This window comes from Nitrosomonas sp. sh817 (assembly GCF_030908545.1).
In the GTDB taxonomy this organism is placed as follows: Bacteria; Pseudomonadota; Gammaproteobacteria; order Burkholderiales; family Nitrosomonadaceae; genus Nitrosomonas.
On record NZ_CP133083.1, the window covers coordinates 407,925 to 424,919 of the forward strand.

General features: G+C 49.8%; 16 protein-coding genes. 5 read left to right on the forward strand and 11 right to left on the reverse strand.

Translation table 11 applies throughout. The features are described 5' to 3' along the window. Window positions 1-55: 55 nt before the first annotated feature. The 10 genes from RBH92_RS01975 to RBH92_RS02020 form a co-directional block, all read right to left on the reverse strand. Window positions 56-547 carry an SRPBCC family protein gene (locus RBH92_RS01975; RefSeq protein WP_292922762.1) on the reverse strand — a complete coding sequence of 164 codons (492 nt, stop codon included), beginning with the start codon at window positions 545-547 and terminating at the stop codon, window positions 56-58. A gap of 404 nt (window positions 548-951) precedes the next feature. Further along, a complete protein-coding gene (locus RBH92_RS01980) occupies window positions 952-2,454 on the reverse strand; it encodes an aldehyde dehydrogenase family protein (RefSeq protein WP_307933034.1) in 1,503 nt (500 codons plus the stop codon). Between the two features lie 69 nt (window positions 2,455-2,523). Then, a complete protein-coding gene (locus RBH92_RS01985; RefSeq protein WP_307933035.1) occupies window positions 2,524-3,636 on the reverse strand; it encodes an NAD(P)-dependent alcohol dehydrogenase in 1,113 nt (370 codons plus the stop codon). A gap of 48 nt (window positions 3,637-3,684) precedes the next feature. Next, window positions 3,685-5,229, reverse strand: coding sequence for an FAD-binding oxidoreductase (locus tag RBH92_RS01990; protein WP_307933036.1), 1,545 nt, complete (start codon window positions 5,227-5,229; stop codon window positions 3,685-3,687). Between the two features lie 12 nt (window positions 5,230-5,241). Next, window positions 5,242-6,156 carry a hypothetical protein gene (locus RBH92_RS01995; RefSeq protein ID WP_307933037.1) on the reverse strand — a complete coding sequence of 305 codons (915 nt, stop codon included), beginning with the start codon at window positions 6,154-6,156 and terminating at the stop codon, window positions 5,242-5,244. A gap of 14 nt (window positions 6,157-6,170) precedes the next feature. After that, window positions 6,171-6,500: a c-type cytochrome gene (locus RBH92_RS02000; RefSeq protein WP_307933038.1), complete on the reverse strand. Its 330-nt coding sequence runs from the start codon at window positions 6,498-6,500 to the stop codon at window positions 6,171-6,173. 22 nt (window positions 6,501-6,522) lie between these two features. Further along, window positions 6,523-7,341: a DODA-type extradiol aromatic ring-opening family dioxygenase gene (locus RBH92_RS02005; protein WP_307933039.1), complete on the reverse strand. Its 819-nt coding sequence runs from the start codon at window positions 7,339-7,341 to the stop codon at window positions 6,523-6,525. A gap of 66 nt (window positions 7,342-7,407) precedes the next feature. Continuing rightward, window positions 7,408-8,010, reverse strand: a complete 603-nt coding sequence (wrbA, locus tag RBH92_RS02010) for an NAD(P)H:quinone oxidoreductase (RefSeq protein WP_307933040.1) — start codon at window positions 8,008-8,010, stop codon at window positions 7,408-7,410. A 357-nt stretch (window positions 8,011-8,367) separates the two neighbouring features. Continuing rightward, window positions 8,368-9,906 carry a murein biosynthesis integral membrane protein MurJ gene (gene murJ, locus RBH92_RS02015; protein WP_307933041.1) on the reverse strand — a complete coding sequence of 513 codons (1,539 nt, stop codon included), beginning with the start codon at window positions 9,904-9,906 and terminating at the stop codon, window positions 8,368-8,370. Between the two features lie 121 nt (window positions 9,907-10,027). Continuing rightward, the gene (locus RBH92_RS02020) at window positions 10,028-10,750 is read right to left on the reverse strand and encodes a hypothetical protein (RefSeq protein ID WP_307933042.1); all 723 of its coding nucleotides are present in this window, start codon (window positions 10,748-10,750) and stop codon (window positions 10,028-10,030) included. 303 nt (window positions 10,751-11,053) lie between these two features. Here RBH92_RS02020 and RBH92_RS02025 point away from each other — a divergent pair, with 303 nt between their 5' ends. The 5 genes from RBH92_RS02025 (at window position 11,054) to RBH92_RS02045 (ending at window position 15,499) form a co-directional block, all read left to right on the forward strand. Then, the gene (locus RBH92_RS02025; RefSeq protein ID WP_292922754.1) at window positions 11,054-11,392 is read left to right on the forward strand and encodes an HvfA family oxazolone/thioamide-modified RiPP metallophore; all 339 of its coding nucleotides are present in this window, start codon (window positions 11,054-11,056) and stop codon (window positions 11,390-11,392) included. Window positions 11,393-11,404: 12 nt separating this feature from the next. Then, window positions 11,405-12,262 (forward strand): HvfB family MNIO-type RiPP peptide maturase, encoded by an 858-nt coding sequence (locus RBH92_RS02030; protein WP_307933043.1) that lies wholly within the window; start codon window positions 11,405-11,407, stop codon window positions 12,260-12,262. Then, entirely contained in the window at window positions 12,231-13,016 is a 786-nt protein-coding gene (locus tag RBH92_RS02035; protein WP_307933044.1) for an HvfC family RiPP maturation protein, read from the forward strand. The genes RBH92_RS02030 and RBH92_RS02035 overlap by 32 nt, the downstream gene beginning before the upstream one ends. Before the next feature lie 98 nt (window positions 13,017-13,114). Continuing rightward, complete coding sequence (locus tag RBH92_RS02040) at window positions 13,115-13,837, forward strand: sensor histidine kinase (RefSeq protein ID WP_307933045.1); 723 nt, start codon at window positions 13,115-13,117, stop codon at window positions 13,835-13,837. Window positions 13,838-13,858: 21 nt separating this feature from the next. Continuing rightward, a complete protein-coding gene (locus tag RBH92_RS02045) occupies window positions 13,859-15,499 on the forward strand; it encodes a tetratricopeptide repeat protein (protein ID WP_307933046.1) in 1,641 nt (546 codons plus the stop codon). 581 nt (window positions 15,500-16,080) lie between these two features. On the opposite strand, the gene RBH92_RS02050 is transcribed toward RBH92_RS02045, so the two are convergent. Next, on the reverse strand, window positions 16,081-16,713 hold the full coding sequence (locus RBH92_RS02050) for a PEP-CTERM sorting domain-containing protein (protein ID WP_307933047.1): 633 nt from the start codon (window positions 16,711-16,713) through the stop codon (window positions 16,081-16,083). Window positions 16,714-16,995 lie beyond the last annotated feature (282 nt).

The following is a 16,995-nucleotide window of genomic DNA, read 5'->3' on the forward strand; positions in this document are numbered from 1 at the left end:
CGGTTTATGAAACAGTTATCGCGTAAAACAAAACATCCGGAGACGGCTAGCGCTCTCATGATTTTTCCGCTTCGACCAAGCGCTTGATGTTTTGCACCGTGCGTTCCGCGCCGTCTTTGATGGCGACGCGAACCAATCCTTCAAAAGGCCGCATAATCGCCAGAATTTCCAGCAGCTCGAACGAAAATGTCAGCTTGGTTGACTGCGACGGATTGATTTCCTGCAACTCGTAAGTGCAGCGGAATGGATCGGATACGCCAACCAGCGTAATGCGCTGGCCCGGCTCGAAGGTTGAAATTTTAAACTTCGATTCCGAACGTCGCCCTTGATCGACGCGAACCTGTCGGCCTTCGGTACCGAGCCGGACCGGCCCCGGCGTCAACTGCTCCAGCTCCTTGACTTCCGGCGACCATTTCGGGTAATTGTCGAACAAACCGTCCCCGAGAAAGCGGAATAACTCAGCCGCCGGACAGGATACGATCGTATTCGCCCGTCCGATGACCGGATCGGTCGAACCCAGATTGAGCATGGAACCTAAATTGAACATATCACTTAATCCTCTCTAGCTGATAGAGCTTAATCTATCGGGGAAGTACCGTTTATGCAAAATCAAATGAACATTTTGAGCCCGTTTTTCAGCGAACCGGGTAATGATCCAGTCATGCGACAAGTGAAAACGCTGATGATGTTTTGCGGATCATAATAAAAATTCCTATGAATGGAAAGATTTTACTGAAAGTAGTTGCTCTTGATGCTTCTCTATCTGCATCTCATTAAGAGAACAGCTTATTGGCAAGTTTCGTTATATGAACTCCCTGGAAGCGCGCGATTATCAATTATTGTTTGATAGTTGGCGCTCTTGCCATCGCTGCCGCAAGCGGCGTCGCTTGATCGAGCCTAGCGCCAGCCCTGTGGCACCACTTACAAATCTGTCTGTACATTCCAGTTAAATTACGCGATGGTTTGCGCATTGAAAGGATAATGACGCGGTGTATGCTGAATACTGATCCATTGATCAGTCGTAAACGCTACAACAGCCCAAGCGCCATTGAAGCGACCGATGCCTGAATTTTTTTCGCCACCGAAGGGATTGTAAGGTAAATCATTAACCGGCTGGTCATTGATATGCGCCATGCCTGATTCGAGTTGTTGTGCGAATCGAAGACCGCGTTCGACATCTTGCGTAAACAGCGCGGCAGCCAACCCAAGATCGGTGTCATTGGCGATATTCAACGCATCCGTTTCATTGCGCGCGCGTATGACCGGCGCGATAGGGCCGAATGATTCGGTTTGCGCCAGCGGCATCTGATTGGTGACTTGAGAAAATACATGCGCTGGAAGTACCAATCCTTGCGCTTCGCCACCCACCATTTGATGCGCCCCTGCTGAAATGGCATTGTGAATCCGTTGTTGCAGACCATTCAACTGGGATTGGTTGATAATGGGGCCGATCATCGTATCAGGCGCATCCGGATCACCTGCTTTCAATTGGCGCACACGATCGGCAAAGCGTTCCACGAACTCATCGTGAATCCGATCCTCGATAATGAAGCGGTTAACGCTCATGCAGGTTTGGCCCTGGTGAAGAAATTTACCAAACACGGCAGCTTCCACCGCTTGCTCCAAGTCGGCATCATTCAATACCACGAACGGGCCATTCCCGCCCAGCTCCAACTCAAGCCGCTTTAGCATGGGGCCCTCAGCCGCTAGCTTTGCGATATTGCGGCCAACGGGCGTTGAGCCGGTAAACGATATGACGCGAGGAATAGGGTGAGTGACAAAGGCATCGCCAATCTCGCTGCCTGCGCCCACGATAACGCTGAGTACGCCAGGAAGTAATCCTGCTTCTTCAAGGATTTTTGCAAACAGCAATCCGCCCGTTATCGGAGTATCGCTGGCTGGCTTGACCACGACAGCATTACCGACCGCGAGCGCGGGTGCTGCGGAGCGAGCGGTGAGCTGGAATGGCCAATTCCAAGGACTGATCACACCGACAACGCCGACGGGTTTACGGTACATGCGGCTTTCCTTGCCGGGAATATCGGCGGGCAGAATCCGGCCTTCCACCAAATAAGGCAACGTGGCTGCCTCGAGCAGTACGCCATGCACGGCATTCCATTCCAGATTGGCTTTGATGCGCGTGCCGCCGGACTCATGAATGATCCATGACACAATTTCTTCGCGCCGCGCTTCCATGATCTGTGCCGCGCGACGCATGATGGTTGCGCGCTCGCCCGGCAGTAATGCCGCCCATGCGAGCTGCGCCTTGGCGGCACCACGATAGGCTTCATCCATATCATCGCGATTGGCATGGGGGATTTCAACCAGCGTGCTGCCATCGTATGGATTCAGATCCTGTAAAACCCTTGTTCCCCTGCCGTGCCGCCATTGACCGTTGATCAATAGCTGATCGAAATTTGAATAAGGCGGTGGAGATTCTTTTTTATTTTCCATAATGTATTCTTCCTGTTTGTTTTACCCAAAATCCAGTTGAAGATATTCGAAGGAAAGTTGATAAATTTTTTACTCTAGCCGGATAATCGGTTTAATCGTGATGCCTTTCTCGCTGTCTTCGGCGGCTTGATTGATTTGATCGAGAGAATAAAATTTCACCAGCTTATCAAAAGGAAATCTTCCCTGCTGATAAAGCTCAACCAGCGCCGGAATGAAAAGATCGGGTTTGCTATCGCCTTCAATGATGCCGATAATGCGCTTGCCCGTCGTCATCACACCGTTCACATCGAAGCTGGCTTCGGTACCCAACGCCGGCGCGCCGACAATGCCGCATGTTCCCCGGATCGCCAGCGCATCAATGGCCTGACGTAGCACCGCCGGTCGTCCGCTGGATTCCAGCGCGAAATCAGCGCCACCACCGGTAATTTTACGAACCGCTTCGACGGGATCGGTTTCCCGGCTGTTGATGGTGTGCGTGGCTCCGAGTTCCATCGCCAGAGCCAAGCGCGCAGGAACCACGTCCGCCGAGATGATGGTCGTGGCGCCGGCGGCCCGTGCCGCCATCACGGCGCTGAGCCCTACTGCGCCGCCGCCAAAAGCCGCGAAACTGCTGCCCGGACTCACCTTGAGTGCATTTATCACGGCTCCCGCGCCGGTCTGAATGCCGCAGCCCAGCGGGCCGAGCAACTCCAGAGGCGCATCGTTGGGTACTTTGATGACGTTACGCTCATGCACCAGCGCAAAGGTGCCGAACGACGATTGCCCAAAGAAATGATCGTGAATGGGTTCCGCAGTGTTACCGATTGTAGAGGTTGACGTGCTGCCATCTTCGCGTGCGCCATTGAAATTCAAGGCATAAAAATGCTCGCAATAAGTCAGATCACCATTCAAACAAGGCTTGCAGTGACCGCACCACATATAAGTCAGCACCACGTGATCGCCAACAGCGACTTTTTTCACATTGCTGCCGATTTGCTCGACTACCCCCGATCCTTCATGTCCCAGCACGATGGGAAGCGGCACTTGATAAAGCTGATCGCGCGCGACCATATCGGTATGGCACATTCCTGTTGCTACAATGCGCACGCGCACTTCATCAAAATGTGGCTCATCCTGTACCAGTTCTTCTATCTGGAAAGGCCCGCCTGGCTGGCGGACAACGGCTGCCTTGATTGTTTTCACGTGCACCTCCGCTTTGGAATCGTTATTTCATGCTTGCTCAGGACAAAATTAGCGTATGCCTGACTTCCCAGGCGCGATGATGCCATTGGGGTCCAGCGCTTTCTTGAGCGTTTTGTGCACCTTCCGCTGCACCGGGCCATAGGTTTCGGCGACTTTGTCCATGAAGGCGGTATTGACGCGATAAGTGCCATACCCCCGCGCGGAAAATTCCGTCAACAGTTCGTCGAAACACTGATAGGCCGCTTTCGTTTGCTCAGGATCGGTCTTGTCGTACAGCACGTCGACGATGTGATGCATATCCCGCATGCCGACGATGAATTCGCCGGAATAATCCAGTCCATACTTGGCCAATATTTGCTTGGTCAGCGCCATTTGTTTCAGCGTTTCACTGCCGCGCGCTTGCGAGACCGGCGCAAACCACATCGACCCGCCACCTCCGCGCCAGTTATACAGCGAAAATTCCGTCAACGTCATTTCTCCGCGCATGAGCTTGGCGCGGTAAGCAAATGCAGGATCATCCGCCGCTTCCTGCTCCGTCAGAATTTTTGCCTTGCCGGATTGACCGAATGCCTGTGTCACGATTTTCCAGTTCACGTCAATCTGTTCCTGCGTGCCATAGAGCGCCGCATATACATTCCAGATTCCCAGTTTATGGTCTTTCATGATCCGGTAGACAGCTTCATCCGGGATTGAACCGGGTCCGGATACATAATCGCTCCGCTTGGCTTTTACCGGCGCTTCATACAGCGCATGGGCAATGACCACGGCATTGGGAATGACCCCGCTGATGCGCAGCGGCCGGATCGTTTCTACGATTTCCACGATGTCTTCTTCGTGTTGGTATTGGATGACGAACGGCTTGAATGCCGGTGGCTCAGGCATCAGCCAAAAACCGAATTTAGTCACTATGCCATAGTTCGATTGCGTGAAAATGCCATCCAAGTAGGGGCCATATCCCCATTTGAAGACCTGCCAGGTGTTGGAATTCGGCATCGAACCCATGCCAGTGCGCAATACCTCGCCATTCGCCAACACCACTTCCATGCCGCAGGCAAACAGGAAATGCTCGCCATACGGCGTGTAACCCACGCCACGATCCAGCGTATTACCCACCGGCCCGGCGATGGCGGAAGGGGCGGGCATGGATAGCCATAGACCCAATTTGTGTTCTTTGATGTAATCGTAGAGCTGCTGATAGGTGACACCTGGTTCAACCAAGGCAAAGGCCAGATCTTTATCCACTTCGATGATGCGGTTCATGCGCTTGAGATCAAGCACCACCTGACCCCGTTCTGCCGGGGCAGCCGAGCCATAACCTAGATTTTTACCGGTGGAGATCATCCAGATCGGTACTTTGTATTGATTGCAAATTGCCACGATTTTCTGGATTTGCTCGACGGTGGTGGCCAGTAATGCCGCGGATGGCGTATGGTCGGCATCAGGAACCGGCATCATGGTCTTGATATAAGGCGCAAGCTGTTCCGCGCTGGTGAGTACAGAAGTATCGCCCAGGACCTTGCGAAAATCACGGATGGCCGCATCGAAGTTTTTTTCCGATACGCCTTTGGGCAATGCGATATATTGACTGGCCATGCTGTGTTCTCCCTACACGTCGATGACAAATGAAACAAACTGTTTTCCCGCCAAGCCATCATGATCCAGGTTGCGATTACCCGGCAGATGCACGAAAGCACGCTGAGCACAAGCTTCTTGGTGTATTCCCATCCCTAACGCAGCCGCCACCACCGCGTAACCCGTGGCTTCGATCCAATTCCCGAGTGACGGGTGTTCAATAAAAGAGGCAACCGGTCGAGACGCTAAAGAATCCCAGCTTGCTGATGTTTCCCAACCCACTAATTGGCTGGCTTCTGGCGCAGGTAAACCGGCGCAATGTAAATGGGTGGTTGGCTGAGCAGTCAATTCATACGAAGAAAATTGTGGTAACAACGTCTCCGTCAATCCTGTTTCAGGGAAGGATGCTTTCAGAAAATTTTCCACAATCGAAAAACTGCGTCCATTTTGAACCAGCGTGGACGCCAGCAAGCCGCCCGCACTGTAGGCTGGCGAGGCTGTCGTCCATCGATGCCGCAGCGATAGCGCAGCATCAGTGCTCGATCCCGATACATGCGAACCCAAGGCCAGCAAGCGTCCGTCAGCATTTCGCACCAGTTCCGTAAAAATTGCTGCATGGGCGTAATCCATGACGGCAACCCAACGCATGTTGTGTGATCGCGTCAAAAGATCGGCAATGTGTTGGGGGCTGATCAACAACTCATCCCCGAGCTGAAATGTAGCTAAAGTGTTTTGACCGGAATGACCATAGTGAGCACAAGCGGCTCGCGCACCAGTTGCAAATGCTTCGCCGATGGCGGTGTTGCCCAGCAGGAGCTGGCAATTGCGCGCATGGTCTGAAAGGGTCGAGGTAGCTGGAGCTGCTTGGGTTATGCCAGGAATTCCCAGCGCCAGCAACGTTCCGCCGGTGAGCATGCCTTTGATGAGGTTACGCCGTGTTTCATCCATAAAATGTGACCTCCTTAATGCTGCGTTTCTTTTTTTGAAATGAAATCCGCCAGTTTGACTAATGACTCATCATCGATTTCTGCAGCGCGAAAGGCCGGCATGGCGCGATTTCCATTGCGCACGACCGCGCGGATGTAGGCTGCGGGAAGTTCACGATTGCGAATTTTCGGCCCGACTTGCGCTTCATGGCAATACGCGCAGATTTTGGCGTAAATTTCCGCGCCATCCTTCCAAGCAAATCCGGGATTGTTTTTCTCATCTTGTGCCGGCCATGCGTTGCTTATCGTGACAATGATTGCAACTAGACAGCCGAATATGCAATTTGCCAATTTTGCTTTTTTCATGTTAATTCTCCATTCCATGATCCTACTGCCACAGCAAACTCGTCACTTTTTTCCCCATAATCTGCCCATTAAATACAACCTTTGCCATGGAAGAACCGGTGCAAGCGATACCATAGCAAACATGCAAGGGCAATAAATGCTCTTCTCTCGGATGACAAAACCGGGCAAACGGTGCCTTTTCCCATTCGATCAATCGTTTTTCGCGCGCTTCGGATGAAATCGCCGGATCGGTGCATGTTTCAATCAACCAGTGATCAAATCCTTCATTTTCTTTGCTGCTATCGATATTGTTAGAGAAGAATGTTTTCAAATTATGAAATGACATGCCGGAACCGATAATCAGAATATTTTTCTCGCGTAGCGATGCTAAAGCTTTTCCAAGCGCGATATGCTTTCCCGGATCTAAATTCTTGAGTAACGATAGCTGAATGCAGGGAATCCTGGCTTGCGGAAACATCAGCTTGAGCGGCACAAACAATCCATGGTCAAAACCGCGCTGCTCGTCGAGTTTTGCCGGTATACCACTTGCCATTAACAACGCGTGAATTTCCTTCGCCAACCCGGGATTGCCCGGCGCCGCATATTGAATGGTGTAAGCCTCGGCAGGAAATCCATAGTAATCGTAGATTATTTCGGGATGGCCGCTGCTGGTTATCGTTGCTTGTTCCTCTTCCCAGTGTGCGCTGATGACTAAAATCGCTGATGGTTCGCCCAGTTCACCAGTGATTTCCTGCAGAAAAGAAACCATTTTCTCATGTCCTTTGTCACCGAGAATAGGTAACGGACCGCCGCCGTGGGGTAAAAACAGAACGGGCGAAAGCGCTGGTGATTTTGGGTTCATCGTTTGAGACTTCTACGATTGGAAAGTGCGGGAAAGTGCGAGCATCACCTTTCTCCACGCTTCCCGTCAGCGGGCGAGTTTGCTGGTCACTTGCGCGACGTGAGCGCCCTGAAAGCGCGCAATTTTTATTTCATTATCTGACGGCTGGCGTTTGCCATCGCCACCGGCTAACGTGCTTGCCCCATAGGGCGAGCCGCCGGTGATTTCACTCATGTTCATGATTTCCTGGCAGGAATACGGAACGCCCACGATGATCATGCCGTGATGCAGCAAGGTGGTATGAAATGATGTAATTGTGGTTTCCTGTCCGCCATGCTGCGTGCCTGTAGAGGTAAACACGCTGCCCACTTTACCAATCAGTCCGCCGTTAAGCCATAACCGGCCTGTTTGATCCAAAAAATTGCGCATTTGCGCGCACATATTGCCGAAGCGTGTAGGCGTACCGAAAATAATGGCATCATAATTTGGCAGCTCATCAACGGTCGCAATGGGTGCTGGCTGATCAAGCTTGGCACCGACCCTTCGCGCCACTTCTTCCAACATGAGTTCGGGGACACGCTTAACGGCAACCTCGGTATTTTCGACGCTGCGTGCACCTTCAGCTACCGCGTTGGCCATAATTTCGATATGACCATACATGCTGTAATAGAGAACGAGAACTTTTGCCATGTTACATCTCCTGGTCTTAAGGATTGTGGAGAGTTTCTTGAGAATTGTCTTGTCAGAATGATGCAACTCGCTGAGTTGAGACAGAGTAAACGAATAAAGGACGAATTACAAGGCTGTATATAGAGCAGATTGGGTGTTTGCCGGGCGCTGACGAAAAGCGGAAACGATGCGGTCAGATGAGATGAAAGATGACTCAGAACCACAAACTTGCTTACATGGGCGGAGTTTTCTCAAATGGTAATGAAGCTTCGTTGCTTGAGGCAAAAGCCCCAAGCAGCTTTGCAGGTATTGCGTAGTACTCTTGGTGGGCAGCGGGAGTCAAAAAAGCTGACGGGCGAATGACAATATCTGAGTTGATTATAGTGCTTGCCGCTGGGTGAAGTCTTTCAAACGGAATCCGAGCAGCCAGAGCGCGGTGAAATAGCTGGCGGCACCGGCTAATACTACGCCGCTGAGTTGCGTGGCGCGGGACAATGCCGAGCCGGTCAGCCAGGTTGCGTCATTGCCGGCGGTGAACCACAGCACGATGCCCATGACCGCCAGCGCCAGCAGTATTTTGGCAAAGAAAACCAGCCAGCCGGGTTGCGGTTGGTAAATGGCTTGCTTACGCAGTTGGTAAAACAACAATCCTGCATTCAAGCAAGCGCCGAGTCCGATCGCCAGCGCCAGCCCGGCGTGCTGCAGCGGCGTGATGAAAATCAGGTTCATCAGTTGCGTGGCGATCAAGGTGACGACCGCGATTTTGACCGGAGTTTTGATGTTCTGGCGGGCATAGAATCCCGGTGCGAGCACTTTCACCAGGATGATGCCGAGCAAGCCGACGCTGTATGCAACCAACGCCTCGCGCGTCATCCACACGTCGTGTTCAGTGAAGGCGCCGTGATGAAACAGGGTGGTAATCAGCGGTACTGATAACAATGCCAGTGCCAGTGCGGCGGGTAGCGTCAACAGCATGGTCATGCGCAGGCCCCAGTCGAGCAGCCGGGAATATTCGTCGTTGCTGTTGGTGCTGTAATGTTTTGCCAGCGACGGCAGCAAAATGGTGCCAAGCGCGACGCCGAGCAGACCGGCAGGGAATTCCATCAACCGGTCGGCATAATACATCCAGGAAACACTGCCGGTCACCAGCAGCGAAGCGAATATGGTGTTGATCAACAGGCTGAGCTGGCTGACCGATACGCCGAAAATCGCCGGCCCCATGAGTTTGAGCACACGCCACGCACCGGTATCTGGATTGCGGAACTGGATACGCGGCATTAATCTGAGTTTCAACAAAAAAGGGATCTGGAACGCCAGCTGTAAAATGCCGCCGATAAAAACCGCCCAAGCCAGCACCAGAACCGGCGGATCGATCAAGGGTGTCAACCAGAATGCGCAACCGATGAAGGATAAATTCAGCAGCGCCGGGGTGATGGCCGGTACATTGAATTTCCCGTAAGTATTGAGGATGCCACCTGCCAACGCCACGAAAGAAATAAACAAAATATAGGGAAATGTGATTTGCAGCAGTTGCACGGTTAAATCGAATTTTTCCGGATTGGCGGAGAATCCGGGCGCGCTGGCGTAGATGATGAACGGTGCCGCGATAATGCCAAGGGCTGTCACCAGGAACAGCACGCCGCCGAGCAGCATTGTGATGTGATCGATCAAACTGCGGGTTTCTTCATGCGTGCGGGTGTTTTTATATTCGGCGAGGATCGGAACGAAAGCCTGCGAAAAAGCCCCTTCGGCGAACAGCCGCCGCAGCAGGTTGGGGATGCGAAACGCAACAAAAAAAGCATCGGTTGCCATGCCTGCGCCAAAAATCCGCGCGATCAGGATGTCGCGCACGAAACCGAGGATGCGTGACACGAAAGTCATGCTGCTGACCGCGGCGAGGGCTTTAAGGAGATTCAATGGCTTGAGTTATTGATGCTAGTAGTGGGCAATGGTGTGGTAACTGCAGGCTGGATTTTTCAATCCAGCCTGGTCTGAGTGATTTAATTTTGTGACTGTGTAATTGGATAGGGAAGACAATCTAAAAAAGGCAACTGACTTTCTTCAGCAGACCTTCTTCTTCCCATTTCCATTGCAAACAGTATTCGGCGCTTCTTTTAGGATTTTCGATATCGGCCTCGATTTTTGTGTTTCCGGAGATTACGGGAGGCAATAGCGCTTCTTCCTTGCCATTATCGATGCAGAAAAAGCGCGCGGTTGCAACGGCGCGTCCTGAAGGCAGTTCGACGGCCATGTGCAAGCGTTGCGTATCGTCGTCGACGACATGCGACAGTATGCCTTCGTTTTGGGTGAAAGCACCTTCGCATTGATACGTTAAAGTTAAATCGGAACCGTCAATCACTTTCAACTCAGGCGGGAATTTCATGCAGACATGGTAGCTGTCGTTTTCTTTTCTTTGTTCAGCCGGATCGCCATTATTGATGCGGAAATTGCTGATGCTGCCGATGGCGCGGATATTTTTGAACCAGTATTCTGAATTATCGCTATGGCATGCGGTGGTCATTTGTGTTTGTGTCACAGTTGCTTTTTTTCCGCAGGTATCATGCACGGTCAGTATTTTTCTTAAATCCGAGATGGAAAATGCAAACTTGTTTTGTCTGATTTGGTCGGCGATCAGCAGCGCGGCGCAAAGAGCAAAAATCAATCCGATCGCTATGAAATCGGTCGCCAGTGCGACGAACACACCAAAGGCAAGCATGACGATGTTGATGTAAAAAATAATCTGGTTAGGTTTGTCAAACATTCGGAACTCCTTAAGTTAGCAGGCGTATTTTTATAATAATTTTCGAAGCGCTGAGTTTATCAGAGAGGCGCATTCAAAAAAAGAAAGATAGGATAGGGAAGCATTGATTAATTGCCTGCGCAAGCGATTTGCTGCGTTGGGCGGTGCTCGGAAACTTGTCTATCGCATTGATATATCTCGTTCCTTGCGCTTCATCCGCCTTGCATCTCATCTTGCCCGGTGAATTGATAAGCGTTTCCTTTGTTTTAATTCGGCGTTATCATCATCGATTGTCGTTGTTTTAATTTTTTATGGAGATAAAAGATGTCGAAAAAATCAGTTAAACCAGTTTCACTCGCAGTAAGTGCTGCATTGGTCACCAGTCTTGGTGCCGGTGATTTGTTGGCGGATAGCAGCGCCAATCCGTTTGCGATGAATGAATTATCCGGCGGTTACATGCAACTGGCCGATGCCAGCAGCGCCAATAAACCGGCGCAAGAAGGCGGTAAAGAATCCAAACAAAATATGGAAGGTAAATGCGGCGAAGGCAAGTGTGGCGGCAAAACCGAGATGAAGCAAAACATGGAAGGCAAATGCGGCGGTAAGAAGGCCGAACAAGAAGGTAAATGCGGCGAAGGCAAATGCGGTTCTTCTAAAAAGTAACCAATGCAACCCATGAGCAGCCGATCATTTCCTGTTCATGGCGCAGGCCTGGGTCTGCGGCGTTCGATGCTGAGTTCGCTGACGGATCAGGCCACCCAATCCGTCGATTTCTGGGAAGTGGCTCCGGAAAACTGGATTGGTGTCGGTGGCCGGTACGGCCACCAATTTCGACAGCTAACCGAGCGATCTCCTTTTATCTGCCACGGACTGTCGTTGTCGATCGGCGGCCCGTCACCGCTTGACGAAGCTTTCTTGCACAAGCTCAAGCGTTTCCTGAAAGATCATCATATCCGCACTTACAGCGAGCATTTGAGTTATTGCAGCGATGACGGTCATTTATACGATTTGCTGCCGATCCCGTTTACCGAAGAAGCGGTTTTTTATGTAGCAAGCCGGATCCGGCGCGTTCAAGAAATCCTTGAACAACGTATCGCAATCGAGAATGTTTCTTATTATGCGGCGCCTGGAAAGCAGCTGGAGGAAGCCGACTTCATCAATGCGGTATTGCAGGAAGCCGATTGCGACTTGCTGTTGGACGTGAATAATATTTATGTCAACAGTGTCAACCATGACTACGATGCCGAGGCATTTCTGCTGCGCTTGCCGGCGGAACGTATCCGCTATCTTCATGTGGCCGGACACTATCAGGAAGCAGCCGATCTGATCGTCGATACGCACGGCGCCGATGTCATCGATCCGGTATGGCAATTACTCGATAAAACCTACCAGCGTTTGGGGGTTATTCCAACCTTGCTTGAGCGTGATTTCAATATTCCACCGATTGCCGATTTGTTGCGTGAAGTAGCAACGATTCATTCTCTTCAAACCAAATGGCGCAATGAAACCGGCGGTTACTTACAACACGCCTGACCGGCCGGATTTTGTGCGGCAGCAATATGCATTTGCAGCGCACATTCGTGACCCGGAAAAGAAACCGCATCCACAAGGTGTGGAGGAACGGCGCATGAAAATCTACTGCGAATTGTTTTATAACAACGTGGAGGATTTAATTGCCAATACCTTTCCTGTGTTACGGAAGATTATGCCCGATAGCCATTGGCATGCACTCATCCGGGATTATTTCGCCCATCATGTGTCGCATACCCCGTTGTTTCCGGAGATACCCCGGGAGTTTCTGAAATACCTCGAATCCGAGCGGAAACCCTGTGCTGATGATCCGCCTTTTCTGTTTGAATTGGCGCACTATGAGTGGGTGGAACTCGCGCTTGCTATCTTCGATGAAAGCATGACGGAAGTCGCAACGGATTCTGCTGGCGATTTACTGGAGGGAGTTCCGGCAATTTCGCCGCTGGCATGGGTACTCGGCTACTCGTTTCCTGTCCACCGGATAACTCCGGATTTTCAGCCCGATAGAGCTGACGCATCAAAGACGAATCTGATCGTTTACCGGGATCAGGATTTTAATGTGCAATTTATTGAGATTAATAAAATAACAGGGCGCTTGCTGCATTTGGCCGGTGAGAATGCCGCCAAATCCGGTTTGACGTTGTTGCATCAAGTAGCCGCAGAAATGAACCACCCGCAACCCGAAACGGTTGTTCAGGGTGGTATTCAAATTCTGAACGATCTTAGGAAACGTGGAGTAGTTTATCGTTTGCCATAGAACTCTCTGATTTTGATTGTAAAACTACAGATTCAGGGTGCCTTGCCGTTAAGTTGCGTAAGAAAAATGATGAGGACGCTGGTTTGCGGCATATCAAAATGAGCCTATCTGAGAACAATAACCCGGACACGGGTAACCTCCCCGTTGAACCGGATCTGATGAATTTCCTGGTTTCTTCGATTCACGATACGAAAAATTCGGTGTGCCTGTTATTGAACAGCCTGGAAAAAACGCTGGCAAATGCCGATGCAAGTCAACTTGCCGCGCATGCTGAACTGGTGCGAGTGAATGCCGAAGCAAAACGCGTTAACAATCACCTGGTTCAATTGTTGACGCTCTATAAAGTCGGCCAAAGAGTCTATCCTTTTGATGTGCAATATGTCAGTTTAAGAGATTTTATAGCTGGGATCGTTGCGCAATATTCCGATTTGCTGCAGTTCCGTCAAATTACCCTGGAAGCTCATGTAGATCCGGAGTTGCATTGGTACTTTGACGAGGATCTGATCAATGCGGTTGTCGGCAATGCCATCAATAATGCAATCCGTTATACCCGGGATTGTATTCGCATTGCCGCCGAAGAGCAGAATGGGCAATTGTTGCTGCGCGTGGAGGATAATGGACGCGGCTATCCGGCTGCAATGCTGCAGGACAGCTATGATTCAATGCACCGCGTAGATTCTTTGGAAAATAGCACTGGATTAGGTTTTTATTTTTCGGACAAGGTTGCGCGGATGCATCGAAATCAGGGGGTGTCCGGGAAATTGAAGCTGGAAAACGGCGGTCCTATGAAAGGTGCTTGCTTTCTCCTGTTTCTTCCTTAATAAATTTCAAGATCTGAAACCATGATAACGAGCTCTATCAATTTTTCTCCCGTTAGTTTGAATCTATCCGGAAAGAATATTCTGATTGTCGATGACTATCAGGAGATGCGTACAATCTTGCGCGATATTTTTCGCAATCTCGGTGCTGATGTTAAGAAAATGCATATGGTTGCGACGGGAGAAGAAGCCATTGCGATACTGAAGAAAGTGCAATTTGATGTGGTTTTGTGCGATCTAGTATTAGGTGCGGGAAAAAATGGTCAGCAAGTGCTTGAGGAAGCGAAGTATCTTTCGCTTGTGGATTCTTCTTGTTTGTGGGTAATGATTTCCGCCGAGAAAGCCGCGGAAGCTGTTACCGGTGCGGCGGAATTTCAACCCGATGCATATTTGATTAAGCCGGTTACGGAAATGAGTTTATGCACACGGCTGGAAAAGATCTGGGTGAGAAAGAAAGTTTTTGCCGAGATTCACCAGGCGATCAAGCGCTCGAATTATGATGAAGCATTGAGTTTATGTGATCAAAAGCTGGTGTCCGATAAGGCGAATACCTTCGATTTGCTGCGCACGAAATGCAATTTACTAGGGATGACGGGAGAGCTGGATCGAGCCCAGAATTTGTTGGAAGAAATTCTCTCAAAGCGCGAGTTACCATGGAGCAAGGTAGCGTTGGCAAGAATTTTTCTCAAAAAGAATGAATGGGATCAAGCCAAGACCCTGTTGGAGGAAACCATCGAACTCAATCCGGCGTATATCGAAGCCCATGATCTCCTGGCGCAAACGCTACAGGCGATGGATGATTTGGAAGGTGCGAATGATGTGCTGGAACGCGCAACCAAATTGTCACCCAATTCTGTAATGCGGCAACAGAATTTGGGGAGCTTATCTTTAAAAATTGGAAAGCTGGAAAATGCCGAACGTGCGTTCCGTAAAAGTATTGCACTGGGTGAAAACTCAGCTTTGAAGAAAGCGGATAGTTATCTTGGGCTGGTCAAAGTATGCGGCACAAAGAAAAATCCTGATGAAGCACTGAGAGTGTTGGGACAGCTTACCAAGAATTTTAACGGTGATGATGTTCGCCGCAGGGCCTTGGCTGCAACGGGAATAATTCACCATCAGAGCGGTGACGTGGAGAAAGCCGCGCAGATCGCTTTAGAGTTGGATCAATCATTGCCCAACCAAGATGAGCGTCCTTTAACCAGCGAGGAATCGCTGGAAGTCGCCCATTTATTGCTTGTTGCTGGGAATAAGGAAAAAGCGATTCGATTGTTGCAAAGCGAAATCAAGAATAATCCGGAGAACACGGCTTTGCATAAAGATGTTTCAGAAATATTCGAGCAAGCCGGGATGCAAGAGGAAGGCAGCCAACTAATCGAATCCACCCGCCAGGAAGCGATGCTCGTGATGAATCGCGGGGTATTGCTGGTTAGTAAAGGACAATACGAAGAAGCGCTTGGTGCAATGCGCGAAGCTCGTGCCGCAATGCCGGCCAATGTACGGGTATTATTGAATTTGGCGCATGTAATTATTGCCTATATACAAAAAAACGGCTCCGCACCCGACCTCGTTGAGGAAGCGCGCAACAGCCTTACGGCGGCAAACGAACTATCTCCGGGAGAACCCCGCTTTAAACGATTGATGGCGTCATTGAATGGACTTGTTTAAGTTTGTTTCGCGTTAAGTTCTTTCAAGGAAGCGCTGATTAATTCGGCGAATGCGATGAAGGGCGAGGCGCACGGAACGCAGTGACCGAGACAAATCAATCAGATAGGCGAGGGAGCGAGTGCCGCGCAACAAGGCAGTCCGCTCGTGTACTTATTAATCAGTGTTTCTCTCATATTATTCTTGGCTTATTTGCGAAAAAATGACTACAACTAACCAATCTCTTCACAGATTAATCCGAAGTTACTCTGAAATGGCAAATTTGCGTCATTTTGCAAAGGTCTCTTAATAATAATTTCGCTGGTATTCGCGGGCTGTGGATCGACGCCCAGAACTGTGCAGATCGTGCCGCTGGAGCAATAAAAGAAACTCAGAGTGCCAGAATCTCCTGTGACGAAGCCGAAAGAATCAGACTTCCCGGTCAGATTGAACAGGATCTTTGGGAACTTGCCGCAGACGTGCAACGAGTAGTGATTCAGTATGAAACGTTGAGAAAAACTTGCTTTCCGCTGATTGAGGTAATGCCGGATACAAACGGTTAAATGAAAACTGCCCGGTAAAACCAGGCAGTTTTGGGGTTATTGCTAAGCTAGTTTTTTATTGCGTAATGAAAATCCCAATAATCCTAAACCCATCAATAACATGACATAGGTTTCGGGTTCTGGTACTGGTGCTGCTACATCACTTAGTTTTAGATAGTCAAAACCATAAAAATCTACTGATGCGTTGCGGTCAACAACAATTGTCAATTCTCCCGTGGCATTGATTGAATCAAGCACAGCGCCCGTCAATGTATAGTAATGGATCAGCGTATTCGGGAAACCATCGTTATACGAAAAATCTTGAACGATGCCATTAAATGTTGTTATGACTGGGCCAAACGCAGTTGCTTGGAAATCAGCCATATCAATTTCCAAGTGACCTAAAGCCCATCCGCTTCCTAGTCCAGTGAAATGGAATGTAGCTACAGTTTCAGAACCATGTGGGCTGTAACCGGGATGCGTGGTGCTATAGGTATCAGTATATTGCGCACCATCGGTTGCTGCCATTTCCGCTGCACTTCTACCATCAAAGTTTGCTGTAGAACCATTAAATGGATGAGAACAATTGTCACAAATGCCGATGCCATATCCATCGTTATCACCAATTTGCCAAGACGCAGCGGCAACCGGGCTGCTTGTCAAAGCAAGTAAACTCATAATCATTAAAGTACGCATAATGTATTGCCCCCTTTGAGAATTTTATAATTACAGAAGCTAGTTTCCTTCTGCCGATATTAAAAAACTGAAAAATTAGAAACTGGTTGTTTAATATCTATCAAGAAGATAAGTCCAATCGGATGGGAAATATATAGGATATTACTACTGATTAAGTAGTACACTTGTCCTGTGTTATTTCCTTCCTGCCACACTATAGAATCTGTTGACATTTAGAGATAAGTATTTCATAGAAAGAAACAAACTCGTAATATTGAGGTTCCTATACCACCAATAAAACGA

Coding starts and splice junctions, on each gene's coding strand:
- RBH92_RS01975 (WP_292922762.1), bottom strand. CDS start 547: ATGTTCAATTTAGGTTCCATGCTCAATCTGGGTTCGACCGATCCGGTC.
- RBH92_RS01980 (WP_307933034.1), bottom strand. CDS start 2,454: ATGGAAAATAAAAAAGAATCTCCACCGCCTTATTCAAATTTCGATCAG.
- RBH92_RS01990 (WP_307933036.1), bottom strand. CDS start 5,229: ATGGCCAGTCAATATATCGCATTGCCCAAAGGCGTATCGGAAAAAAAC.
- RBH92_RS01995 (WP_307933037.1), bottom strand. CDS start 6,156: ATGGATGAAACACGGCGTAACCTCATCAAAGGCATGCTCACCGGCGGA.
- RBH92_RS02000 (WP_307933038.1), bottom strand. CDS start 6,500: ATGAAAAAAGCAAAATTGGCAAATTGCATATTCGGCTGTCTAGTTGCA.
- RBH92_RS02005 (WP_307933039.1), bottom strand. CDS start 7,341: ATGAACCCAAAATCACCAGCGCTTTCGCCCGTTCTGTTTTTACCCCAC.
- wrbA (WP_307933040.1), bottom strand. CDS start 8,010: ATGGCAAAAGTTCTCGTTCTCTATTACAGCATGTATGGTCATATCGAA.
- RBH92_RS02020 (WP_307933042.1), bottom strand. CDS start 10,750: ATGTTTGACAAACCTAACCAGATTATTTTTTACATCAACATCGTCATG.
- RBH92_RS02025 (WP_292922754.1), top strand. CDS start 11,054: ATGTCGAAAAAATCAGTTAAACCAGTTTCACTCGCAGTAAGTGCTGCA.
- RBH92_RS02030 (WP_307933043.1), top strand. CDS start 11,405: ATGAGCAGCCGATCATTTCCTGTTCATGGCGCAGGCCTGGGTCTGCGG.
- RBH92_RS02035 (WP_307933044.1), top strand. CDS start 12,231: ATGAAACCGGCGGTTACTTACAACACGCCTGACCGGCCGGATTTTGTG.
- RBH92_RS02040 (WP_307933045.1), top strand. CDS start 13,115: ATGAGCCTATCTGAGAACAATAACCCGGACACGGGTAACCTCCCCGTT.
- RBH92_RS02045 (WP_307933046.1), top strand. CDS start 13,859: ATGATAACGAGCTCTATCAATTTTTCTCCCGTTAGTTTGAATCTATCC.
- RBH92_RS02050 (WP_307933047.1), bottom strand. CDS start 16,713: ATGCGTACTTTAATGATTATGAGTTTACTTGCTTTGACAAGCAGCCCG.